Annotated in this window: 20 protein-coding genes; 13 read left to right on the plus strand and 7 right to left on the minus strand. The window is 36.3% G+C overall.

The annotated features are described in order from the left end of the window. The first annotated feature begins 303 nt into the window (after positions 1 to 303). From rpoB to JI747_RS19870, 10 genes are all read left to right on the plus strand, one after another. A complete protein-coding gene (gene rpoB / locus JI747_RS19825; RefSeq protein ID WP_225690584.1) occupies positions 304 to 4,125 on the plus strand; it encodes a DNA-directed RNA polymerase subunit beta in 3,822 nt (1,273 codons plus the stop codon). A gap of 84 nt (positions 4,126 to 4,209) precedes the next feature. After that, the gene (rpoC, locus tag JI747_RS19830; RefSeq protein WP_225690585.1) at positions 4,210 to 8,475 is read left to right on the plus strand and encodes a DNA-directed RNA polymerase subunit beta'; all 4,266 of its coding nucleotides are present in this window, start codon (positions 4,210 to 4,212) and stop codon (positions 8,473 to 8,475) included. An 86-nt stretch (positions 8,476 to 8,561) separates the two neighbouring features. Further along, on the plus strand, positions 8,562 to 8,867 hold the full coding sequence (locus tag JI747_RS19835) for a DUF3467 domain-containing protein (RefSeq protein ID WP_039369566.1): 306 nt from the start codon (positions 8,562 to 8,564) through the stop codon (positions 8,865 to 8,867). A gap of 201 nt (positions 8,868 to 9,068) precedes the next feature. Next, positions 9,069 to 9,719, plus strand: coding sequence for a Crp/Fnr family transcriptional regulator (locus JI747_RS19840; RefSeq protein ID WP_225690586.1), 651 nt, complete (start codon positions 9,069 to 9,071; stop codon positions 9,717 to 9,719). Positions 9,720 to 9,845: 126 nt separating this feature from the next. Further along, positions 9,846 to 10,688, plus strand: coding sequence for a DUF5777 family beta-barrel protein (locus JI747_RS19845; RefSeq protein WP_225690587.1), 843 nt, complete (start codon positions 9,846 to 9,848; stop codon positions 10,686 to 10,688). A 1-nt stretch (position 10,689) separates the two neighbouring features. Next, complete coding sequence (locus tag JI747_RS19850) at positions 10,690 to 11,040, plus strand: membrane lipoprotein lipid attachment site-containing protein (protein WP_225690588.1); 351 nt, start codon at positions 10,690 to 10,692, stop codon at positions 11,038 to 11,040. A 12-nt stretch (positions 11,041 to 11,052) separates the two neighbouring features. Further along, a complete protein-coding gene (locus JI747_RS19855; protein WP_225690589.1) occupies positions 11,053 to 11,598 on the plus strand; it encodes a YceI family protein in 546 nt (181 codons plus the stop codon). Then, positions 11,595 to 12,122, plus strand: coding sequence for an ankyrin repeat domain-containing protein (locus tag JI747_RS19860; RefSeq protein ID WP_225690590.1), 528 nt, complete (start codon positions 11,595 to 11,597; stop codon positions 12,120 to 12,122). Before JI747_RS19855 ends, JI747_RS19860 begins: the two co-directional genes overlap by 4 nt. 4 nt (positions 12,123 to 12,126) lie before the next feature. Next, positions 12,127 to 12,873: a T9SS type A sorting domain-containing protein gene (locus tag JI747_RS19865; protein ID WP_225690591.1), complete on the plus strand. Its 747-nt coding sequence runs from the start codon at positions 12,127 to 12,129 to the stop codon at positions 12,871 to 12,873. Between the two features lie 124 nt (positions 12,874 to 12,997). Next, the gene (locus tag JI747_RS19870; RefSeq protein WP_225690592.1) at positions 12,998 to 14,278 is read left to right on the plus strand and encodes an alkaline phosphatase family protein; all 1,281 of its coding nucleotides are present in this window, start codon (positions 12,998 to 13,000) and stop codon (positions 14,276 to 14,278) included. A 306-nt stretch (positions 14,279 to 14,584) separates the two neighbouring features. Here the strand turns inward: JI747_RS19870 and JI747_RS19875 are convergent, their stop codons facing one another. Continuing rightward, on the minus strand, positions 14,585 to 15,469 hold the full coding sequence (locus tag JI747_RS19875; protein ID WP_225690593.1) for an NmrA family NAD(P)-binding protein: 885 nt from the start codon (positions 15,467 to 15,469) through the stop codon (positions 14,585 to 14,587). A gap of 100 nt (positions 15,470 to 15,569) precedes the next feature. On the opposite strand from JI747_RS19875, the gene JI747_RS19880 reads away from it, so the two are divergent. Next, complete coding sequence (locus JI747_RS19880; protein ID WP_225690594.1) at positions 15,570 to 15,935, plus strand: winged helix-turn-helix transcriptional regulator; 366 nt, start codon at positions 15,570 to 15,572, stop codon at positions 15,933 to 15,935. Between the two features lie 59 nt (positions 15,936 to 15,994). On the opposite strand, the gene JI747_RS19885 is transcribed toward JI747_RS19880, so the two are convergent. Then, positions 15,995 to 17,050, minus strand: a complete 1,056-nt coding sequence (locus tag JI747_RS19885) for an NAD(P)-dependent alcohol dehydrogenase (protein ID WP_225690595.1) — start codon at positions 17,048 to 17,050, stop codon at positions 15,995 to 15,997. Positions 17,051 to 17,299: 249 nt separating this feature from the next. Here JI747_RS19885 and JI747_RS19890 point away from each other — a divergent pair, with 249 nt between their 5' ends. Further along, the gene (locus JI747_RS19890) at positions 17,300 to 18,202 is read left to right on the plus strand and encodes a helix-turn-helix domain-containing protein (RefSeq protein ID WP_225690596.1); all 903 of its coding nucleotides are present in this window, start codon (positions 17,300 to 17,302) and stop codon (positions 18,200 to 18,202) included. A 311-nt stretch (positions 18,203 to 18,513) separates the two neighbouring features. Further along, a complete protein-coding gene (locus tag JI747_RS19895; RefSeq protein WP_225690598.1) occupies positions 18,514 to 19,845 on the plus strand; it encodes a carboxylesterase family protein in 1,332 nt (443 codons plus the stop codon). Positions 19,846 to 19,983: 138 nt separating this feature from the next. Here JI747_RS19895 and JI747_RS19900 read toward each other — a convergent pair whose 3' ends face one another. The 5 genes from JI747_RS19900 to lpxK all read right to left on the minus strand — a co-directional run bounded on the left by JI747_RS19900 (position 19,984) and on the right by lpxK (position 25,259). Continuing rightward, positions 19,984 to 21,444, minus strand: a complete 1,461-nt coding sequence (locus JI747_RS19900; protein ID WP_262904184.1) for an alpha-amylase — start codon at positions 21,442 to 21,444, stop codon at positions 19,984 to 19,986. Positions 21,445 to 21,499: 55 nt separating this feature from the next. Next, positions 21,500 to 22,597 carry a DNA polymerase IV gene (gene dinB, locus JI747_RS19905; RefSeq protein WP_225690604.1) on the minus strand — a complete coding sequence of 366 codons (1,098 nt, stop codon included), beginning with the start codon at positions 22,595 to 22,597 and terminating at the stop codon, positions 21,500 to 21,502. Between the two features lie 228 nt (positions 22,598 to 22,825). Continuing rightward, positions 22,826 to 23,341 (minus strand): TlpA family protein disulfide reductase, encoded by a 516-nt coding sequence (locus JI747_RS19910; RefSeq protein ID WP_225690609.1) that lies wholly within the window; start codon positions 23,339 to 23,341, stop codon positions 22,826 to 22,828. Positions 23,342 to 23,434: 93 nt separating this feature from the next. Next, positions 23,435 to 24,250 (minus strand): purine-nucleoside phosphorylase, encoded by an 816-nt coding sequence (locus tag JI747_RS19915; protein WP_225690611.1) that lies wholly within the window; start codon positions 24,248 to 24,250, stop codon positions 23,435 to 23,437. Next, on the minus strand, positions 24,234 to 25,259 hold the full coding sequence (gene lpxK / locus JI747_RS19920) for a tetraacyldisaccharide 4'-kinase (RefSeq protein ID WP_225690613.1): 1,026 nt from the start codon (positions 25,257 to 25,259) through the stop codon (positions 24,234 to 24,236). The genes JI747_RS19915 and lpxK overlap by 17 nt, the downstream gene beginning before the upstream one ends. Between the last annotated feature and the right edge of the window lie 85 nt (positions 25,260 to 25,344).

Genomic DNA, 25,344 nt, shown 5'->3' on the forward strand with positions numbered 1-25,344 from the left:
TGTAAATCTATAAAATACTGAGTAGTAACTCTTTCATTTGAATGAAAGGGCTTTTGTGTATATAGATATTGCGGCGGTTCTGCCTCAAAAGTAATAAAAATATTTTGCATTACGCTGTGAAAAGATATACCAGTGTTGCAATTAGAAGCTTAATAGTATTTAAATACTTGAAAATTAAGAATAAAACTTGATCATTGCGCCAAAATTTTCTTACTTATTCTTTTTTCTTACGTTTAAATAACCATTTGCTTCTGATATTTTAGTAATTAATCAAAATATTTTTTAACCTTTCTTAAAAGTTTTATGAGTAAAACAACACCTACAACTAGGGGAAATCAGAGAGTTAACTTCTCTTCAGCGAAAGGAAAGATTATCACTCCGGACTTCTTGGATATCCAAATCGAGTCTTTTAGTGAGTTTTTCCAGCTTGATACGCTTCCTGAAGACAGAACTGACGAAGGTTTGTACAAAACCTTCCAGGAAAATTTCCCAATTACCGATTCAAGAAACCAATTCGTATTGGAATTCTTAGATTATTTGGTAGATTCTCCACGTTATTCAATCGATGAATGTGTGGAAAGAGGATTGACGTATTCGGTTCCTTTAAAAGCAAGACTTAAATTGTATTGTACAGACCCTGAACACGAGGATTTCCAAACGGTGGTTCAGGATGTGTATTTAGGGCCAGTTCCTTACATGACGCCTAGTGGATCTTTCATCATCAATGGTGCAGAGAGAGTTATTGTTACGCAGCTTCACCGTTCACCTGGTGTATTCTTCGGACAGACTTACCACGCAAACGGAACTAAATTGTACTATTCAAGAATTATCCCTTTCAAAGGATCTTGGATGGAATTTACGACAGATATCAACAGCGTAATGTACGCGTATATCGACCGTAAGAAAAAATTACCATTAACGACTTTATTAAGAGCGATCGGTTATGAGTCTGATAAGGATATCCTTCAGATCTTCGACCTTGCTGAAGAAGTGAAAGTTTCTAAAGCTGCCCTTAAAAAAGTGGAAGGAAGAACATTGGCTGCGAGAGTATTGAACACTTGGTTCGAAGATTTCGTAGACGAAGATACCGGTGAAGTAGTTTCTATCGAAAGAAACGAGATCATCTTGGATAGAGAGACTATTCTTGAAAAAGAACATTTGGATCTTATTCTTGATGCTGGTGTGAAATCTATCCTGATTCACAAAGAAAACAGCAATGAGTTCTCTATCATTCAGAATACATTACAAAAAGACCCTACTAACTCTGAGAAAGAAGCAGTAGAGTATATCTATCGTCAGTTGAGAAATGCAGATCCACCAGATGAGGAAACTGCAAGAGGAATCATTGAAAAATTATTCTTCTCTGAGCAAAGATATTCATTAGGAGAAGTTGGACGTTACAGACTAAACAAAAAGTTAGGTCTTAACATTCCTACGACAACTGAGGTTCTTACCAAAGAAGATATTATTGCAATTGTAAGACACTTGATCGAACTTGTAAACTCTAAAGCAGAGGTTGATGATATCGACCACTTATCAAACAGAAGAATTAAAACTGTTGGTGAGCAATTAGCAGGACAGTTTGGAGTAGGTCTTTCAAGAATTGCAAGAACAATCAAGGAGAGAATGAACGTTAGAGATAACGAAATCTTTACTCCGCTTGACCTTGTAAATGCTAAGACTTTAACATCTGTAATTAACTCGTTCTTTGGTACCAACCAGCTTTCTCAGTTCATGGACCAAACCAACCCATTGTCAGAAATCACGCACAAGCGTAGACTTTCTGCACTAGGACCTGGTGGTTTATCAAGAGAAAGAGCAGGTTTCGAGGTTCGTGACGTTCACCATACTCACTACGGAAGAATTTGTCCGATTGAAACTCCGGAAGGACCAAACATCGGTTTGATTTCATCTCTAGGTATTTATGCTAAAATCAACAGACTAGGTTTCATCGAAACTCCATATAGAAAAGTAGAAGACAGTAAGATTGATCTTGCTGCTGATCCTATTTATCTGAATGCAGAAGATGAAGAAGATAAAGTAATTGCTCAGGCAAACGTTGAATTGAATGATAATGGTGAATTCTTAACAGACAGAATTATCGCAAGACTAGATGGTGACTACCCTGTAGTTGAGCCATCTCAGGTTAATTTGATCGACGTTGCACCAAACCAGATCTCTGGTATTTCAGCTTCATTGATTCCTTTCTTGGAACATGATGATGCGAACCGTGCATTGATGGGATCTAACATGATGCGTCAGGCAGTACCTCTATTGAAGCCACAAGCTCCAATCGTAGGTACAGGTCTGGAACAGCAAGTTGCGAGAGATTCAAGAATCTTAATTAACGCTGAAGGTACTGGTACTGTAGAGTACGTAGATGCTGACAGAATTGTTATTAAATATGAAAGAAGCGAAGACGAAGATTTAGTACAATTCGAGTCTGCTACTAAAACATATAAGCTGACTAAGTTCAGAAAAACCAACCAGAGTACAACAATTACCCTAAGACCAAACGTAAGAGTAGGTGATGTAGTGGAAAAAGGACAGGTACTTTGCGACGGTTATGCTACTGAGGACGGAGAATTAGCTCTTGGTAGAAACTTAGTGGTTGCGTTCATGCCTTGGAAAGGATATAACTTCGAGGATGCGATCGTAATCAACGAAAAAGTTGTACGTGAAGACTGGTTTACTTCAATCCACGTAGATGAGTACTCTCTTGAAGTTCGTGATACCAAATTAGGTATGGAAGAATTGACAGCAGATATTCCAAACGTTTCTGAAGAAGCTACTAAAGATCTTGACGAAAACGGTATGATCAGAATCGGTGCTGAAGTGAAGCCTGGAGATATCATGATTGGTAAAATTACTCCAAAAGGTGAATCTGACCCGACTCCTGAAGAAAAACTTTTGAGAGCGATCTTTGGTGACAAAGCTGGTGATGTGAAAGATGCTTCATTGAAAGCTGACTCTTCACTAAGAGGTGTTGTGATCAACAAAAAATTGTTCTCAAGAAATATTAAAGACAAAAAGAAAAGAACTGAAGAAAAACTTAAGCTTGAAGAGATTGAAAACACTTACAAGGCTAAGTTTGATGAGTTGAGAAATACTTTAATTGAAAAATTAAATACACTGGTAAGCGGTAAAACTTCTCAAGGGGTTACCAACGACTTAGATGAAGAAATCATCGGTAAAGGTGTGAAATTCACTCACAAATTATTGACTTCAGTTGAAGATTATGTGAACGTTAGCGGTTCAGACTGGACTGTTGATAACGATAAAAATGAATTGATCAAACAATTAATTCACAATTACAAAATCAAATTCAACGATATTCAAGGAGTTAAAAACCGTGAGAAATTTGCAATTTCAATCGGAGATGAGCTTCCGGCTGGTATCATGAAGTTGGCTAAAGTTTACATTGCTAAGAAACGTAAATTGAATGTAGGGGATAAAATGGCAGGACGTCACGGTAACAAAGGTATCGTTTCAAGAATCGTTCGTGAAGAAGATATGCCATTCCTAGAAGACGGAACACCAGTAGATATCGTATTGAATCCGCTTGGGGTACCTTCTCGTATGAACATCGGTCAGATTTATGAAACAGTTCTAGGATGGGCTGGTAGAAAATTAGGATTGAAGTTCGCTACACCTATCTTTGATGGGGCTACTCTAGATCAAATCACTGAGTACACAGAGAAGGCAGGTCTTCCTAAATTCGGTCACACTTACCTTTATGATGGTGGTACCGGAGAAAGATTTACACAGGCTGCAACAGTAGGTATTATCTATATGTTGAAACTTGGACACATGGTAGATGACAAGATGCACGCACGTTCTATCGGACCTTACTCATTGATCACTCAGCAGCCGTTAGGAGGTAAAGCTCAGTTCGGAGGTCAGAGATTCGGAGAGATGGAGGTTTGGGCTCTTGAAGCATTTGGAGCATCAAATATCTTGAGAGAAATCTTGACTGTGAAGTCTGATGACGTGATTGGTAGAGCAAAAACTTATGAAGCAATTGCAAAAGGTGAATCTATGCCTGAACCAGGTATTCCGGAATCATTCAACGTATTACTTCACGAGCTGCAAGGTCTTGGATTAGACGTAAGACTAGAGGAATAATTTTAAATTTTAAATTATAAATGTTGAATGGCAACATTCAGAAATTAATCTAAAATCTAAAATCTAAAATTTAAAATCTAACAAATGTCAAATAAAAATAAAACAAGTAGATTTAATAAAATAACCATCGGTTTAGCTTCACCGGAGTCTATCTTACAAGACTCAAGAGGAGAGGTTCTTAAGCCGGAAACTATTAACTACAGAACGCATAAGCCTGAAAGAGACGGTTTGTTCTGTGAAAAAATCTTCGGTCCTGTAAAGGATTACGAATGTGCTTGTGGTAAATACAAGAGAATTCGTTACAAGGGGATTGTTTGTGACCGTTGTGGTGTAGAGGTTACGGAGAAAAAAGTACGTAGAGAAAGAATCGGACATATCGGTTTGGTTGTTCCTATTGCGCACATCTGGTATTTCCGTTCTTTACCAAACAAAATAGGTTACCTTTTAGGAATTCCTTCTAAGAAATTAGATATGATCATCTACTACGAAAGATACGTAGTGATTCAGCAAGGGATTGCTAAGAAATTAGACGGTTCTGATTTCGAAAATATGGAGTTCTTAACAGAAGAAGAGTATCTTGATATTATGGATACCCTTCCGATCGAGAACCAATATCTTGATGATTCTGATCCAAACAAATTCATCGCTAAAATGGGTGCTGAAGCTGTTGAAGAATTATTAAAAAGAATCGATCTTGATGCATTGTCTTTCGATTTGAGACACAAAGCTCATAATGAAGGTTCAAAACAAAGAAGAACAGAAGCTCTTAAGAGATTGAACGTTGTAGAAGCATTGAGAGGAGCTAATACAAGAATGATCAACAGACCAGAGTGGATGATTATGCGTGTACTTCCAGTTATTCCACCAGAACTAAGACCATTGGTTCCATTGGATGGAGGACGTTTCGCTACTTCCGATTTAAATGACCTTTATAGAAGAGTTATTATCAGAAATAACCGTTTGAAGAGATTATTGGAGATCAAAGCTCCAGAAGTAATCTTGAGAAACGAGAAGCGTATGCTTCAGGAATCAGTAGATTCATTATTCGATAATACAAGAAAATCTTCAGCAGTAAAATCCGAATCAAACAGACCATTGAAATCACTTTCAGATTCATTGAAAGGTAAGCAAGGTCGTTTCCGTCAGAACTTACTAGGAAAAAGGGTAGATTACTCTGCGCGTTCGGTAATTGTTGTAGGTCCAAACTTACAGCTTCACGAATGTGGTATTCCTAAAGATATGGCAGCTGAACTTTACAAACCATTCATCATTAGAAAACTAATTGAAAGAGGAATTGTAAAAACAGTAAAATCTGCAAAGAGAATTATTGATAGAAAAGAACCGGTAGTATATGATATCTTAGAAAATGTGATGAAAGGTCACCCTGTTCTATTGAACAGAGCACCTACGCTTCACAGACTGGGTATTCAGGCTTTCCAACCTAAGATGATCGAAGGTAAGGCAATCCAGCTACACCCGTTAGTAACAACAGCCTTCAACGCCGATTTCGATGGTGACCAGATGGCGGTACACTTACCGTTAGGACCAGAAGCGATCCTTGAAGCTCAGTTATTGATGTTAGGTTCTCAAAACATCTTGAACCCTGCAAACGGTTCTCCAATTACGGTACCATCTCAGGACATGGTTCTTGGTCTTTATTTCATGACTAAAGAATTGAGTTCTACTGAGACAATGAAAGTAAAAGGAGAAGGGCTTGCATTCTATTCTCCTGAAGAAGCTGAAATCGCTTATGCTGAAGGTAGAGTATCTTTAAATGCTAAAGTAAGATGTAGACTTCCTGTAAAAGAAGACGGACAAATCGTAACAAGATTGATCGAAACTTCTGTGGGGAGAATTTTATTCAACCAGATCGTACCTAAACAGTCAGGGTATATTAATGAACTTCTTACTAAGAAATCATTAAGAAATGTTATCGGTAGAATTCTTGCTGATACAGATTTCCCTACAACGGTGAAGTTCTTGGATGCAATGAAAGACTTAGGATACTCAAACGCATTCAAAGGTGGTCTTTCGTTCTCATTAGGGGATATTGTAGTTCCTGTTGAGAAAAAGCAGATGATTGCTACTTCTATTGAAACTGTAGACGAAATTAGAGCTAACTATAACATGGGTCTAATTACCGATACAGAACGTTATAACCAGGTAATCGACGTTTGGACGAACACCAACGCAGGATTAACTGAAATGATCATGAGCAGAATGAAAACTGACCAAGGTGGTTTCAACTCTGTATATATGATGCTTGACTCTGGAGCGAGGGGTTCTAAAGAACAGATCCGTCAGTTATCAGGGATGAGAGGTTTGATGGCAAAACCGCAGAAAGCTGGTTCTACCGGTGCGGAGATCATCGAAAACCCAATCCTTGCAAACTTTAAAGAAGGTCTTTCGATTCTAGAATACTTTATCTCTACCCACGGTGCTCGTAAAGGTCTTGCGGATACCGCTCTTAAGACTGCCGATGCAGGTTACTTAACGAGAAGATTGGTAGACGTTGCACAGGACGTTATCGTTACAGAAGACGACTGTGGAACTCTAAGAGGTACAGAAGTTACTGCACTTAAGAAAAATGACGAGATCGTTGAAAGAATCTCTGAAAGAATCTTAGGTAGAGTTTCTTTACATAATATTTACGATCCAGAAAGTGATGAAATTATCGCAGAAGCTGATCAGGTAATTACTGAGCAGTTAGCTAAGAGAATTGAAGAAGCTGGATTAGAAGCTGTTGAAGTACGTTCACCATTGACGTGTGAGGCTAAAAAAGGTATCTGTGCGAAATGTTACGGTAGAAACCTAGCAACAGGTAAGATGATCCACATGGGTGAAGCTGTAGGGGTTATTGGAGCACAATCAATTGGGGAACCGGGAACTCAGCTTACGTTGAGAACTTTCCACCAAGGGGGTACTGCAGGTAACGTTTCAGAAAACCCATCAATCGTTGCTAGAAGAGACGGTATCGTTGAAATGGATGAAGTAAGAACAATTACTTCTGAAGATGAAAACGGTAATACAACTGAAGTTGTGGTTTCTCGTTCAACGGAATTCAGATTGGTTGCTGATAATGAGTCTAGAACTCCATTAATGGTAGCTAACGTACCTTACGGTTCAATATTATCTGTAAAACCAGGTGATAAAGTGAAGAAAGGAGATACAATCTGTAAGTGGGATGCGTATAACGCGGTAATCATTGCAGAAACTTCTGGTAAAGTAGAATATGAGGATATCATCCAGGGTATTTCATTCCAGTTGGAAATTGACGAAGCTACAGGTTTCGAAGAGAAAGTAATCTCTGAATCTAGAAATAAGAAAGCGGTACCTACATTAAAAGTGGTAGATTCTAAAGGAGTTGAACAAAAAGGGTACAACTTACCGGTAGGAGCCCACTTAATGGTTAACGATGGTGAAAAAATTAAGGCTGGTAAAGTCCTAATCAAGATCCCAAGAAAATCTGCAAAAGCAGGGGATATCACCGGAGGTCTTCCGAGAGTTACTGAATTGTTCGAAGCAAGAAACCCTTCAAACCCGGCGGTTGTTACAGAAATCGATGGGGTAGTTTCTTACGGAAAAATTAAGAGAGGTAACAGAGAACTTATCGTTGAGGCTAAAACTGGAGAGAGAAAAATTTATTTAGTTAAATTATCAAACCAGATTCTAGTACAGGAGAATGACTTCGTGAGAGCTGGTTCGCCACTTTCTGACGGTTCAATCACTCCGGACGATATCTTAAGAATTAAAGGTCCAACTGCGGTTCAGGAATATTTAGTAAACGAAATTCAGGAAGTTTACCGTCTACAGGGGGTAAAAATCGACGACAAGCACTTCGAAATTATCGTAAGACAGATGATGACGAAAGTATCTATCGTTGATGGAGGTGATACTCAATTCCTTGAAGGAGCTCTTGAACATAAGTATGACTTCTTAGAAGAAAACAACAGAGTATTCGGTCTTAAAGTAGTAGTAGATGCTGGTGATTCAAAATCATTCCAACCAGGTCAGATGATTACGGCAAGAGAATTAAGAGATGAAAATTCTAAATTGAAGCGTGAAGATCAGGCTTTAGTGGAAGTAAGAGAAGCTTTACCGGCTACAGCAACGCCTGTACTTCAAGGTATTACAAGAGCAGCTCTTCAAACTAAATCATTCATGTCTGCTGCATCATTCCAGGAAACAACTAAAGTACTAAATGAAGCTGCAGTTGCTGGTAAAGTAGATGATCTGAACGGTCTTAAAGAAAATGTAATTGTAGGACACAGAATTCCTGCAGGTACAGGTCTTAAAGAATACCAAAATGTAATTGTAGGTTCTAGAAAAGAATTCGAAGACCTTAACTAAAATTAATGATTTGGAATTTGAGGTTTGAAATTATTTTTATATTTTCACAACCTCAAATTTCGAATTTAAAAAAATAATTTATAACAATGGACAACAATCAAAATCCACAAGACGGAAACATCAACATCGAATTAAACGAAATGGTAGCAGCAGGGATCTATGCTAATTTAGCTTTGGTAAACCACTCTCCATCTGAATTCGTTGTAGATTTCATCCAATTAATGCCGGGGGTACAACAAGCGAAAGTAAGATCAAGAGTTATTCTTGCTCCTCTTCACGCAAAAAGAGTATTATCTGCTCTTCAACAAAACATCGCTAACTACGAACAACAATTTGGAGAAATCAAAGAAGTTGAGCCTTTCGTATTAGGTGCTAACAACGTACAAGCTTAAGATTTTTCTTAACATACATAAGAATGCCTCAATTTGTATTGGGGCATTTTTTTTATGCTCGAAACTTAAAAAATTCTTTCATATCAGTTTTCATTATACATTCAAAACACGATTCATTATTAAATATCTTTAATAGATAAAAATATATTCCTGTGAATTATTCAATTTTATATCTTTGTTCTTAGATATGATTTAATAGATATGATAAATAACCAGTTTATTCTTAATAAATTCGGGTTTCTTGGTAGTGATTTTTCAACTGAGCTTCAAAAACATGCATTGATTACCGATATAAAAGCAAAAACGGAAATCATTACAGAAGGGCAGAAGGTAAGATATGTCCCGTTCCTGATCAAGGGTTCCATTAAAGTATACTCCTTAAATGATGGAAGAGAGCTTATCTATTATTACGTAAGACCTAATGATAGTTGCTTAATGACCTTTTCATCCATTTTTGGAGATTATGTAAGTAAAATCTATGCGCTTGCTGAAGAAGATTCTGAAGTAATGCTGATTCCCGTTGGAGTATTGCATGACTGGCTGATCAGATTTCCGGAGATCAATAAGCTTTTTTATCATGAATACGATAGAAGGTTCACAGATGTAATGAATATGGTAAACGATGCCGTTTTTCACAGGCTTGATAAAAGAGTTTTGAATTATATCAGACAACAGATTTTAGTAACGGGAAACAATCCTATAAAGCTTACCCACAGAGAAATTGCCAGCAATTTGGGAACTTCCAGAGAAGTTGTAAGCCGTGTCTTGAAAAAAGTTGAAAATGAAGGCGAGATCATTCAGACAAAAGAAGGTATAAAAGTGCCTGTGAATGAAAATGTTAGAAACCTCTAATAAATGTTATTTAATTATTTTAACAATTTGATTGATAAAAACAATTTTGTCGGTGACTTTTATCACCTGCTTTTGAAACTATAAGTCTATAAGTTTGTCATACTAATATTATAATAAAGTAAATGTATGACAAAAACTCTCTTCTTTTTGTCAATGTTGGCTTCAAGTCTCGCTTTTGCGCAAGAAGACTTGTTGAAGGATATTGATACTATTAAAACAAACACCGAAATTTCACAGCCTGCATTTAAGGCATTACAGATTGTCACGGGACAATCTACAAAGCTTCCTGCAAAGAACGAATGGTATATCGTAGTTGCGCATCGATTCGGGGATGTAAGCAAAGGATTCAAAGATTTTTTTGGGTTGGATGATGCATCTACTAAATTGGGCGTAATTTATGGCGTTACTGACGGCCTTTCATTAAACCTTTCCAGAGAAACCAATCAGAAAACCTTTGAAGGCGGTGCAAAATATAAACTGCTAAAGCAAAGCGAAAGTTTTCCGGTTGATATCGTAGGATATAATGTATTGGCTGTAAATACAGATCTCAGTAAAGATAATTATCCTGATCTTCAGTTTGGAGATAGACTTTCTTATCTTACTCAAGCGCTTATTTCACGAAGATTTAATGATAAACTTTCTTTGCAGCTTACTCCATCCTATGTTCACAAAAACCTTTATGAGCCGAGTATTGAGAATAAAGATCAATTTCTTACAGGATTAGGAGGCCGTTATAAAGTTTCAAAAAGAATCTCTATTAATGCGGAATACTTTGTGAATTTTGATAATCACAGTTTTTATAAAAATCCCCTGTCTTTAGGGATGGATATAGAAACCGGGGGACACGTGTTCCAGCTTTTATTTACGAATTCCCAGCTCAATTCTGATATCGGATATCTCACCAATGCAACAGGAAATTGGGGAAAAGGACATATTTTCTTTGGGTTTAATCTTTATAGAGTTTTTTAATATGAAAAAAATAATCTACTTATTTTCATTGGCAGCTATTCTTACTGCCTGTGAAAGCTCAACCTATGAAGAAATCTCAGGATCAGCTCCCATTGCAGACCAGGTAACGTACAATAAAGATGTAAAACCTCTTATAGATGCTAACTGTATTGTCTGCCATTCAGCAGGAGGCGCGGCTTCATTTCAGCCCTGGACGAGCTATAATCAGGTGAAAAATCATATTGATAATATTCTGGACAGAATACAGAGACCTGTTGGAGATCCTCAGAAAATGCCTCAGGGAGGCGCGTTGTCACCCTCACAGATCAATATTTTCATTAAATGGAAATCTGACGGACTTATTGAAAACTAAAAAGAATTCTCTATGAAAAAATTAATTATACTAACCGTTTCGTTACTATTTGCAACCCTTGTTTCAGCTCAGAAATATAGCTCAAAAACAGGAAAAGTAACCTTTGAAGCTTCAGTCCCTTTATTTGAGGACGTTTTTGCTCAGGATGATAATAATATTGTGGTGTTGAATGCAGACACAGGAGATATGGCTTCCGTTTCTGCGGTTAAAAACTTTCATTTCAAAGTCAAACTTATGGAGGAACATTTTAATGAAAGCTATGCCGAAACAGCAAAATATCCAAAAACAACTTTTACAGGAAAGATTTTGAATTTTGATAAAACCAAGCTTACTGCCAATCCGCAAAAATATACCTTACAGGGAACTTTAAACTTTCATGGTGTGGATAAAGCGTATACGTCAAATGCAACAATTTATGCTAAAGACGGTAAAATTTATATATCGGGAGGTTTTATAGCGAAATCGGCCGACCATAAAGTAACTATTCCTAAAATGGTTACTAAAAAGGTAGCTGAAAATGTAAATGTTCAATACGATTATACCTTATCAAAACAATGAAGAACCTGATTCTCATAATAGGTACTTTTCTGAGCTTTACCTTGATGTCTGCTCAGGAAAAAGCAAAATCGATTTTTGATATTGCCAGAAGTGGAACTGTTACTGAAGTACAAAACCTCATGAAGCAGAATCCGGATGTTATTAATCAAACCAATGAACACGGTTTTTCACCTCTTATTTTAGCATGTTACAGAGGAAACACAGAAGTGGCTAAATTTTTGATTGATAATGTAAAGAACGTTAATTATAAGAGTCAGGAAGGCACCGCTTTAGCCGGACTTTCTGTGAAATATAATAAAGATTTGGTAGAGCGTTTATTACAAAAAAACGCTGATCCCAATATCGCGGATGCTACAGGAGCTACTCCTTTATTCTGGGCAGTGAAATTTGGTAATAAAGAACTTATACAATTGTTATTACAACACAAAGCCGACAAATCAATCAAAGATTCTCAGGGAATGACCCCGTTCGAATATGCCCTTCAGACTAACAACAAAGATATCATCACCCTCTTAAAAAATTAAAAAAATGAAAAAAACTTTACTAATATTGGGAACGCTTCTGGCAAATTTTGCCTGGGCTCAGTTTACAACAGGAACGGTCTCTTTGCCTACAACAGGAATGACTGTAAAAATAGATACGACACCTACTACGGTAACTTTAACCGTAACAGGTGACAGTAATTCGATGCTTGGAATTGGTTTCGGATCCAGTGGAATGGCAAATGGTGCAGACGGATTTATTTATAATTCTTCAGGAAATACCGATTATACTTTTGGAGGAATAGGAATTACCCCGACTGCAGATGCATCACAAGACTGGACGGTGAGTAGTAATACAGTATCCGGAAGTACAAGAACTATCGTTGCCACAAGAACTTTAGCTGGTGGAACCGGTGATTTTGCTATTTCAAATGCGAATTCAGCGATCAGTATTTTCTATTCAAGAAGAGATGGAAATACAGCTTTAGGATATCATAATGCATTGAGAGACTATGCAACACTGTCAAGATCTGCAACCCTTGCAACGAGTGATTTGACACTTGAAAGCAGAAACGTAAGTATTTATCCGAATCCTGCTAAAGAAACAGTAAATTTTGAAAATGCTGATAATATTAAATCAGTTGATATTTACGAAACGACAGGACGAAAAGTGAGATCTGTAAAAGTTGAAGGAGGAAGTATCAGTGTTTCTGATTTAAGATCCGGAAGCTATTATTTGGAGATTACACAAAAAGATGGAACAATGTCCTATCAAAAATTGATTAAAGAATAATTGAAAAGCCACTGAAAAGTGGCTTTTTTGTTTACACTGATTCTAAAAAGTGCTTTTAATGTTTTTTTAACTCAGGAAACTTTTATGTCAAATTTTCCGGAAGTAACTTTGTGAAAAATTTATAATGAAGCGAGGATTACAATTTTTACTGTTGGTTTTTTCATTGACAGTTTTTGCCCAGAAAGAAACAGTTGATACGGCACAAGTCGTTATTCCTAACAGGTACAATAGCGCTGAAGCGCAGACAAAACCTTATGTGATCATGATCTCCACAGACGGTTTTCGATATGATTATGCTAAAAAATACAATGCAGAAAATCTTCTGAAACTTTCAAATGAAGGAGTTCAGGCTAAAGCAATGATTCCAAGCTATCCAAGTATCACTTTCCCGAATCACTGGACTTTAATTACTGGACTTCACCCTTCTCATCACGGTTTGATTGATAATTATTTCTATGATTACAAAAGAAAAGAACCGTATGCAATGAGCAATAAGAAGAATGCTGAAGACGGAAGTTGGTATGGTGGAACTCCGCTTTGGGGATTAGCTGAAAAGCAGGGGATGGTTTCTGCTTCTTTACAATGGGTAGGTTCTGCGAGTGATGCGGGAGGAAAAAGACCGACATATTATTATCCTTATCATGAAAAATTTTCCCCTTCAGCAAAAGTGGATAAAGTGATTGATTGGCTAAAATTACCGATGGATAGAAGACCTCATTTTATTTCGTTATACTTTCCTGAAGTTGACGGAAGCGGCCATCACTTTGGTCCCGATACAAAGGAAACAGAAGATGCTGTTCATTTGATCGATAACGCCATTGGAGAATTGGTTCAGAAAGTAAATGCTTTAGGATTAAAAAATGTAAACTTTATTTTCGTATCAGACCACGGAATGATAAAAGTAAACGGAGGAAATCCGCTGGAAATTCCTGCGATGCTTTTAGATAAAAATAAATTTGATATTTATAATTCTCAGACTTTGCTGAGAGTTTACGTTAAAAATCCTGATGAGGTTAAAAAAACGTACAAAGAATTAAAAGCCAATAAAACGGAAGATTATGAAGTATATCTGGATAAAAAGCTTCCAAAATATCTTCATTTCGGTACAAAAGACGACAAGTATAACAGAATAGGACAGATTCTATTAATTCCAAAAGCTCCAAAAATCTTCCTGGAAAAAGGAAAGAAAACTTCCATTGGAAAACATGGCTATAATCCAAGAATTGTTCCTGAGATGAAAGCGACTTTCTTCGCTTGGGGACCTGAATTTAAAAACAATCTGGTGATTGATGAATTTGCTAATATCAATGTGTATCCTTTGGTTGCTGAAATTCTGGGATTAAAAATTGATCAGCCTATTGATGGGAAATTGAAAGTTTTGAAGAAAACGTTAAAAGAAAAATAGAAATTAAGATTAGAAGCTTAATTCAATTATTAAAATATCTACAGCTTCGGCGAGCCAAAGGCTCGCCGAAGCTGTAGATATAAATAGGGCATTCAAACCGACCTAGGAATCAAAAGCGTTAAGAAAATGAATTGTATGAACGTTAAAAAAATTCTACTATTCGAAGCGCGAGATCAATTTAACTGAATCAAAATACAAATCATGAATTCGCGCAAGTTTTAGAATTTTTAGTGAATAGAATTTATTTTTAGTATTTTGATTCCAAGTCTTGAACTTTTGTTTCTTTTGATTCAAGTCAAAAGAAAATTAAGCATTAAACTTACCCGCGAATTCTTTTGCAAACTCCTCCAATTTAATTTTTCCGTCAATTACAGAACCATGTTCAATAAAATCTTTCTGTACAACTCCCGTTCGGATTCCTCTTCCCATTTCCGTATACAATTCTGCCATTTCCTGAGGAAGTCCGGCCTGTAACATTCCGTTCAACGATTCTTCGTCTTTGAACTCAATCCATGGAAGTTCCGGTTTTCCGATGGCACTTCCAAAAACTTTAGCAAAATCAGAAGCGAAGCGAACATCACTTACAATATATTTTACTTTTTTGCCCTCTGAATGATTTACTAATTCTTTTGCTGCAGCTTTCGCAATATCTTTCGGATGAACCAATGGAACTTTTGTATCGATAGGATAATTTCCTCCAATAATTCCTGCATTTTTAATCAACGGAATATCATTGAAGAAATTGATATAGAAATATCCGGCTCTTAAGAAGGTTACTGAAGTATTTTCCAATTCATTGTAGAATTTTTCAATAAAATGAAGACCTTTGATCGGTCCGTTTTCAACAGGAGATTCGGCTCCGATGCTGCTTAACATAACCACTTTTTTTATGCCTGTCTGTTTGATCGCTTCAGCATAATTTTTTCCTGCATTGATGGTGTTTTCTACAATATTTTCAAATCCCATATTGGGAGGTGTCATCAGAAATGCGGCATCATTTCCTTTAAAAGTTTCAATTAAAAAATCTAAATCAGTGATTGAACCAATAGCTGCTTTTGCTCCTAAATTTTCAATTTCATTTTTTTTAGAATCGTTACTGCTGATAATTGTGATATCGTGCCCTTCAGCAATTAATTGTTCTGCAAGAGGTTTTGCTACATTTCCTAATGAACCTGTGATGATAATTTTCATAATAATTTGTATTATTTGTTAGTAATTATTTTTTTATTTCCTGATACAAAGGTATATTTGTACTTACTTTTATACAAGTACTTACCCTGAAGTATGTATTATGGCAGCAATTAAAGAAAGTTCAACGATTCAGCAGAACAAGAAATATGCACTTGATTCTTGTCCCGTAACGTATGTGATGGAAAAAATAGGAGGATTCTGGAAACCGATTATTTTATACCATCTTTCGAACGGTGATAAAAGATATAGTGAACTGAAACGTGCAATTCCGGCAGTGACGGAAAAAATGCTGATTCAGCATTTGAAACAACTGGAAAATGACGGATTAGTGATAAGAACGGCAAAACCTGTTGTTCCTCCTCATGTAACATACGAACTCAGTGAAGCAGGAAAAGGATTGGTTCCGGTGATCAATTCCATGGCAGAATGGGCGTTTAAGGATATGGAAGGAAAATATAGCAATTAATATAAACGGAAAAAGACTCTCCGAAGAGAGTCTTTCAGTTAAAAATATACGACGAAGAATTATAAAGATTGCATATCAATGACAAAACGATATTTTACATCGCTTTTCAGCATTCTTTCATATGCATGGTTGATGTCCTGAATTTTAATTAATTCAATATCAGAAACAATATTATGTTTTCCGCAGAAATCAAGCATTTCCTGAGTTTCAGCAATACCACCGATCAAAGAACCGGCAACAGAACGACGTTGGAAAATCATAGGTCTTGTACTTGGAGATTCATTTTCGAATTCACCTACAAATCCTACTAACACCAAAGTTCCATTTAATGCAACAGTCTGCATATAAGGATTAATATCGTGTTCGTAAGGAACAGTATCAATAATTACATCGAATTTTCCCGCCACCTCTTTCATTTGAGAATCATCCGTAGAAATTACTACGTGATCTGCTCCCAATTTTTTAGCATCTTCAGTTTTTCCGGGAGTTCTTGAGAATAAAGTTACTTCAGCTCCCAAACCTTTTGCAAGTTTAATAGCCATGTGTCCCAAACCTCCTAAACCTACAACAGCCACTTTAGAATCCTGACCCACATTCCAGTGTCTCAAAGGAGACCAGGTTGTGATTCCTGCACAAAGAAGTGGAGCAACGGCAGCCAAATCTAAATTTTCAGGAACGCGAAGAACAAAATGCTCATCTACAACAACTTTTTGAGAATATCCCCCGAAAGTATGTCCTCCCAAATGTTTGTCTTTTCCGTTATAAGTTCCCGTGAAACCATTTTGGCAGTATTGTTCCAGATCATGTTTACAGCTATCGCAGTGTCCGCAAGAATCTACCATACAACCAACAGCAGCCAGGTCTCCAACTTTAAATTTAGAAACTTCGCTTCCTACATTTGTGATTCTTCCTACGATTTCGTGTCCCGGAACAACAGGATACATAGATCCGCCCCAGTCGTTTCTTGCAGTATGAAGATCCGAGTGGCAAACTCCGCAATATAGAATTTCAATTTCTACATCCTTTGTGGTTACTTCTCTTCTTGCAATATTGATTTCTGCTAAATCTGCAGTTTTAGATTCTGCTCCGTAGGCTTTTACAGTGAGTGTGCTCATTTATTTTTTAGTTTAAGTGTTAATAAAGTTGAATTTAAAATTTGTGTTGAGGTATGATTAAAAAATGATGTTTAATTTACGATTAAAATATATTCATCAGGATTAAATATTCTTATCACGGGTACAAAAGTCGAAACTTTTAGATAAACTCTGCTTATATAAATTACGGAAAGACGTACCAATTTTACCGGCCCTGTAAAATATCAACAGAGAAAGTGGTAATTTTGAATCGTAATAAAAGTGGAATTCATGGAAAATCAGGAGGTTGAAATCTATAACAGTGTTTCGGAATACAATAAAATGGCAAATCATGAAACCTTACATCCTTTGGTAAGTATCATTGATTTTTCCCAATCCAATCCCATTTGTCAGCATCTCCGAAAATTTGGTTTTTATACGGTCTTTTTGAAAGATGTAATGTGTGGAGATATGCTCTATGGAAAACACAGTTACGATTATCAGGAAGGAACTTTGGTTTTCATTGCTCCCGGACAAACCTATGGAATTTACAATAAAGACAGATATGTTCAGCCTGCGGGTTATGCGCTCATTTTCCATCCTGATTTGTTGAAAGGGACGAATCTGGGGAAGAATATCAAAGAGTACAATTTCTTCTCTTATGACGTACATGAGGCTTTGCATCTTTCAGAAAAAGAAAGAGAAATCATTTTGGAATGTTTTAAAAATATAAAACATGAACTCGGGCAGGCAATCGATAAACACAGCAAATCTTTAATTGTAAACAATATTGAATTGTTTTTAAATTACTGTATGCGTTTCTATGACCGTCAGTTTATTACAAGAGATCATGTGAATCAGGGAATGATTGGTAAGTTTGAAAATTTGGTGAATGACTATTTAAAATCTGATAAACCTAAAAATCTGGGTTTGCCTATGGTAAATTATTTTGCAGAGAAGCTCAATCTTTCTGCAAATTATTTTGGAGATCTGATCAAAAAAGAACTCGGAGTTTCTGCTCAGGAATACATTCACAATAAACTGATTGATGTTGCAAAAGACCAGATTTCTGACTCTGCGAAATCCATTAGTGAAATTTCCTATGATCTGGGATTTAAATATCCACAGCATTTTACACGACTGTTCAAAAGTAAAGTTGGAGTTTCCCCAAGTGAGTACAAAACGTTGAATTAACTCTTTATAACTATTGAAAAATATTCGTATTATTTGTCATTCTGAAAGAATCTAAACAGGAATTTTCCATACTATGTTTAGATCCCTACGGGGATGACAAACTCTGAAAGTAGATTTTCAGAAAACTTATGTGTTCTTACTTGTGGTTAAAAAAATATGCAAAAATTAGTATCTAAAACTTCACTGAGTGAAATGCCTTTGCTGTCTTAAAAACGGACTGAAATTTAAAGGAGATCTTTGCGTTTAAAAATAAAAAAGTTGTAAATTGAAGTTGAAAAAATTGAAGTCTATCGCTTAAAGCTTGAAGCCCAATGACATCACAACAGAATTTTGGAACTCATACATTTCAGACTCCTTTCGGGAAAATAGTAGCTTTAAAAGAAAATGGAGTGATTAAAGCGAAAAGCATCCGCTATGCAACATCAGAAAGATATCAAAAACCTACCCCGGTAAAATATTCTTCCTCAGAGATTAGTTTTCCGGATAAAACACCGGTTTGCCCACAGAAAATCAGTCCGCTTTTAGAAAGACTCATCGGGAAAACAGAGATTGAAAAATTTCATGTTGATGAATCCACTCAATATTTGACGATCACCCGTCCTGACATTATTCCTGAAAATGAAAATCTTCCTGTTGTAGTCTGGATTCATGGTGGTTCTTACGAAGTCGGTTGCGGAGATCTTCCAACTTCAGATCCTTCGGTTTGGGTGAAAGAACAAAACATTATCGTAGTTTCTGTTTCTTATCGTCTCGGGCTTTTTGGCTTTTTAGGCGGTGATGAAAAAAGATCTCCGAATTTGGGACTTTTTGATATTATTGAAGCCTTAAAATGGATCAAAAATAACATTCAGAGCTTTGGCGGAAATTCAGAGAATATTACGCTTTTCGGACAATCTTCCGGTGGTGATGCAATTGCCCATTTAATGATTTCCGAGGGTGTTGAAAATTTATTTCAAAGAGTCATTATTCAGAGTGCTCCTCTTGGTTTTCGTCTTAAAAGAAATAAAATGTCTCTGGAGTTTTTTCAGAAAACAGAATTCTTAAGAGATGAAGAAGATCCTTTGAAAATGACCGAAAGTTATACAGAATTTTTACCGTCGTTTATGAAATATGGGTTAAAAACCGCCATGCCTTTTTGTACACAATATGGATATCCGCCTTTGTGCCGGGAAGAAGAAAGTTTTCCGAAATGGAAAGAAAACGCAAAAAAGTATGATGTATTAATAGGTTTAAATCATGATGAAACGGCTTTCTATGTAAAAACTGCCAAAGAAGGGTTGTACACCTATTTACACGAGAAAATTCTCAATAGGATTATTCGGAAAACCACGGAATCTATTTATGAAAAACCAGCGAATATTTTTGCTGAAAACTATGCAGAAGGCGGTGGAAATATCTATCAGTTTACCATTCATTCCAACATAAAAAATAATTATATCGGAGCTTCCCATTGTGTTGATCTTCCGTTAATCTTTGAAAATGAAACGGCATGGAAAGATTCGGAATTATTAAAAGATGTTCCCTGGAAATATGTTCAGGAAAATGGTAAAAAACTCCGTTCTCTATGGGCAGAATTTGCCAGAACCGGAAAAATTTCTAAAAATTCTGAAAAGCCTGAAATTCTCGAGATCAGAAAAATTTAATCTGATTTTAATTATAAAAGATATTCGTGAAGTTTGTCATTCCGTAGCAATCTAAGCTAGTTTTTTCAATTGTATTTCTAATATTGTAGCCCAGATTTCTACGAAATGACAAGTGTTATAATAAAAACGGATCTAAGATTACTCAGCAATCCAAACACTTACATTTCCAGCCGGAGCAGGGAAATTTCCCCATCCTTTTTCATCGATAGTTACTTTTTCTTCAGATCTTCCCAACAGATCATAAAATGTTTTTCCAATATATTTTTCACCCATTTCCATAGGTTTTTCATAAGCATCTTTGTTACTCAAAACAACTGCACAGCCTGAATGTTCATCATCACCATCACGCGTCCAGCCAATACAGTTAGCGTCTTCAAAATAATCCCGTTCTTCACCATAAGCATGGTCTTTTCTGGCTTTCAGAAGCTCTTCGATACCATCAATTTTGTTTAAAAATATTTCCTGATCATTACCTTCTTTATCTTTATCCACATAATGAGCTCCGAATAAATCAGGGTAGAAAACACAAGGATAGCCGTCTTTTCGCAATAAAATCAAAGCATAGGCAATGGGTTTAAACCATTCTTCTACAGGCGCTTCCAAATCCTGTAAAGGCTGTGTGTCATGATTATCTACCAAGCTTACGGAATGAAGCGGATCTGCCTGTGTAAGACTGCCGTCAAAAATTTTACTGAGATCATAAGAAGATCCTTCTTTGGAAGCATTGTGAAAGCTGTTCTGTAACGAACTGTCAAACAGACTCATGCAGCCTTCGGTCACATCAATATATCGTTGAAGTAAATTCAGGTATCCTGGAGCCCAGTATTCGCCGACAGCAAAAATATTTTTTCCGGAATTGGAACGGAGAAGGGTAATCCATTCTTTATAAAAATCAAAAGAAATATGTTTTAAGGCATCAAGTCGTACTCCATCAAAATCGGTCTGCTCAAAATACCATTTTGCCCAGTAATTTAATTCTTCACGTACGTGCGGATTTCGATGTTCTACATCATTAAACATCAGATAATCATAATTTCCTTTTTCATCATCAATCATTTCTTCCCAGTCATTCCCGTATTCCGATTGAATTTTATAGATGTGTTTATCCATTCCTTCCGCATAATCGGTTCCGCTGAAACACGTGAAATTCCATTCAAAATCTGAATACTTCTTTCCTCTTCCTTCAAACGTAAATTTGGTATAGGACTGTATTTCGAAAACATCGGAAATTACTTTTTCACGGTTGTTTTCATCCACTTTTACCACTTTGAAAGTTTCCAGTTCATCACCGCCTCCTTTGTGTCCCAATACAATATCAACGATAATCTGGATATTATTTTTCTTAAGCGCTTTGATGGCTTTTAGATACTGATCTTTTGTTCCATATTTTGTGGGAGTGGTTCCTTTTTGATCAAATTCTCCGAGATCGTAGAGGTCATAAGTGTCGTACCCGGTAGAATACCCTCCGTTTGCCCCTTTATAGGCAGGAGGAAACCAAACTGATGTGATTCCTAATTCTGCTAAATATTCTGCCTGTTTTTCGGCTTCCTGCCAAAGTTTTCCATCTCCTTCCGAATACCAGTGGAAAAATTGAATCATAGTTTCGTTCATACTTTGTAAAATTGGTCTCTACAAGGTAGTGAAAATTTATAAACTATTGATCTTCAAATTCTTTAAACGGGATTTTTAGTTGAACAGAAATCAGCTTTTTATCTTCAGTATTTAAATGGGAGAGTGATAAACCCAATAATCGAACAGGTTTATCGAAGGGACGGAGTTCCCAGAGTTTTTTTCCGGTAGTGTAATATTGTTCAGCCGAAGAAAAATACTCTTCTTTGGTAATGCTTCTCGTAAAAAGGGAGAAATCTTTGTATTTGATTTTTAAAGTTAAAGTTCGTCCCAGAATATTATTTTTTTGTAACCTTGAATGAAGCTCTGTACTTAAGCTTTCCAGTTTTTCATTGATTTGCTGTTCATCAAAAAGATCTTCAAAAAAAGTTCTTTCCACGGCCACACTTTTTTGGATGCGATGAGGTTTTACTTCAGAATGATGAATTCCACGGACTACATTATAATAATATCCTCCTGATTTACCAAACATTCTGGTTAAGTCCTCAATAGATCTTTTCTTTAAATCTTTTCCTTTAAAAATCCCTAAACTAAACATTTTATTGGCGGTAACTTTTCCCACACCATAAAATTTTTCAACAGGAAGCTCTTCTAGAAATGTTTCGATTTTATCTGGATGAATCGTTTTTTGTCCATTCGGTTTATTGATGTCTGATGCTACTTTTGCTAAAAATTTATTGACGGAAATTCCAGCAGAAGCAGTAAGTCCGGTTTCTTCAAATATTTTCTGACGGATTTCTTTCGCAATCTGATTGGCCGATTCTATATCTTTTTTATTCTCGGTGACATCAAGATAGGCTTCGTCTAAAGAAAGAGGCTCTACAAGGTCTGTATATTCGTAAAATATTTCCCTTATCTTTCTTGAAATCTCTTTATAACGGGCGAAACGAGGCGGAACAAAAATAAGATGCGGACATTTCTCTTTGGCTGTTTTACTGGGCATTGCAGAACGGACTCCAAATTTTCTGGCTTCATAGCTGGCTGCAGAAACCACTCCGCGATGTCCACCACCTACAGCAATAGGTTTTCCTCTCAGTGCAGGGTTATCATGCTGTTCTACAGAAGCATAAAATGCGTCCATATCAACATGAATTATTTTGCGTATCGGAAAAGGAAAATCCATATCACAAAGATATGGATTCCTATATTTTTAATTGATTTCTTTTGTCTTAAAACAAAAGTTCAAGGCTTGGAAATTCCGACTAAAAATAAATTCTGTTCTCTAAAAATTCTAAACTCGCGCGAGTTCAGGATTTGTTATTTGACTCTGAATGAGTCTCGCGCTCAAACAGAAGAATTTTTTTAACGTTCACAGATTTTATTTTCTTAACGTCTCCATTTCCTATGTCGATTATTTTAAAAGCTTATCAATTGTAGTTTGAATTTCCGGATCTTCAGGGGAAACTGCATAATATTTTGCAATAACAGATTTCTGATCAATCACCATATATCTCGGAATCCAGTTGAGATCTACGTAATTATTGAAATCATTTTTCCAACCGGAAGCAAACCAATAGTTTTCTTTGTCTTTCATTTCAAATCTTTCCAGACTTTTATCAAAACCTTCTTTGGAACGGTCTAATGAAAGGAATACAAAATCAATATTTTTATTATTTTCCTCTAATTCTTTAGCTTTTGGAAGCGCTTTCAGACAGTCTCTGCACCAACCTGCCCAAAAATCAATGACCAATACTTTTCCTTTATGCTGATCTAGAATTTGCTGAATGGTAATACTTTTTCCATCTTCATCTTCCATCTTCTGGTGTAATGCTTCCTTGGAAAAACCGGTTTTAAGAACTTTTGGGATCTCCTGAGAATATCCTAACCCAAAAATACTTAATGCAAAAATTAATACTAACTTTCTCATTGTCTCAATTTCATTTTATGCAAATCTAAACAATGAAACGCAATTTGAGATTGGTTTCTTATGAATTAGGAAAAATTTATAAATCGAGATTGTCTATTGGTAGTTTTTTACCAAACCTTTTACCAAAGTGATCACATTAGGCATAGCTTTATTGGCTGCGTTTAAGACTTCTTCGTGAGAAACGGTGAAAGCAATATCCGGTCCTCCCAGATCTGTAATAACGGAAACACAGAAAACATCCATATTCATATGTTTGGCAATAATCACTTCGGGTACAGTACTCATTCCCACCATATCTCCACCGATTGCTTTTATCATTCCATATTCTGCCGGAGTTTCAAAAGTTGGTCCCTGCAAAGCAACATAAATGCCTTGATGAACTTTAATGTTATTTTCTTTGGCAGATTGCTCTGCAACGGAAATCATTTTTTTGTTGTAAGGTTCGCTCATATCAACGAAGCGAGGACCCAATTCATCGATATTTCTGCCACGAAGCGGATGTTCAGGCATCATATTGATGTGGTCTTTTAAAATGACAATATCAGCAATGTTATAATCCGGATTTACGCCACCACAAGCATTAGAAAGAATTAAATTCTGGATGCCTAATAAATGAAACACTCTTACAGGAAAAGTTACAGTTTCAATAGAGTGACCCTCATAGTAATGAAAACGGCCGCTCATCATCAATACTTTTTTCCCTTCCAGAATTCCATAGATCAGCTTTCCGCTGTGACCTACAACGGTGGTTTGTGGAAAATTAGGAATGTTTTTGTATTCAACAACGTGAATAGCTTCCACTTCATCCTGAAGTTTTCCCAATCCGGAACCTAAAACGATGGCAAAATCAGGAGTTTCCTGAATGATATTTTTAATAAATTCGGCAGTCTGCTTAATTTTTTCTAACATAATCTAAGATGATTTGATTGAATTCTTCCTTCTTATCAATGATCACATTAATAGGCCAGTAGTAAACAATATCTCTAAGATAGTCAAAAGTTTTAAGACGTACGTAATCTTTTTCTGTTGTTAAGATTAATTTATATTCACCCAGTTTTTTGTACTCGGCAATAATTTTTTTGATGTCATCATCCGTAAAGCTATGATGATCTCTGAATTTTAAATGTTTTACCCTTTGTGAAAATTTGGATAAATGCTGCAACAAAGGTTTCGGATTGGCAATTCCTGTAATTAACAGAATATCATAATAATTCAGGTTGTTGTCGGGAAGCATTTTTTCTTTTCCGTACACGTTTTCGTCATAACCAATTGATGAAAAGAATACTTTTTGGGTACGATCCGGTCTTATTCTCGAGATATAGTATTGTTTGGTTTCCTCAGTAAGTTCATCAGGACATTTGCTGACCATAATGATGTCTGCTCTTCTGGAGCCTGCTCTGGATTCCCTTAAATCTCCGGCAGGAAGCAAATGATCTTTAAAATAAGGATCATTAAAATCAGTCATTAAAATATTGAAACCGGCTTTTATAGCTCTGTGCTGCATGGCATCATCCAGTACAAGTACATCAAGATCCATATCGTCGATGACTTTCTTGGCTCCCGGAACTCTTTTTTCGGAAACAGCGATGACAAAACGGTTTTTGAAACGCTCAAACAGCTGCATTGCTTCATCACCTACCATTTTATAGTTGCTGTCATAGTTCGTTACTTCATAGCCTTTTGTAACTCTTCCGTAACCGCGTGAAAGAACGCCCGTTCTGTAATGTTTTGCTAAAAACTGGGCAAGATACATCACCATAGGAGATTTTCCGCTTCCGCCCACAGAAAGGTTTCCGACACAAATAATCGGAGTCTTGAATTTTGTTGATTTAAAAATCCCTACGTCATACATTGTGTTCCGGATACCCGTTACCAAATGATAACCGAGGGAAAAAGGATAGAGGTACCATCTTTTCATACGAATGCAAAAATAGGAAATTTAGGAACGCGTTGCTTCATTATTAACCGTGACTTTTCAATATTTATTTTGTAAAATCTCCTTC

The sequence above is a fragment of the Chryseobacterium tagetis genome (genome assembly GCF_016735585.2).
GTDB lineage: Bacteria > Bacteroidota > Bacteroidia > Flavobacteriales > Weeksellaceae > Chryseobacterium > Chryseobacterium tagetis.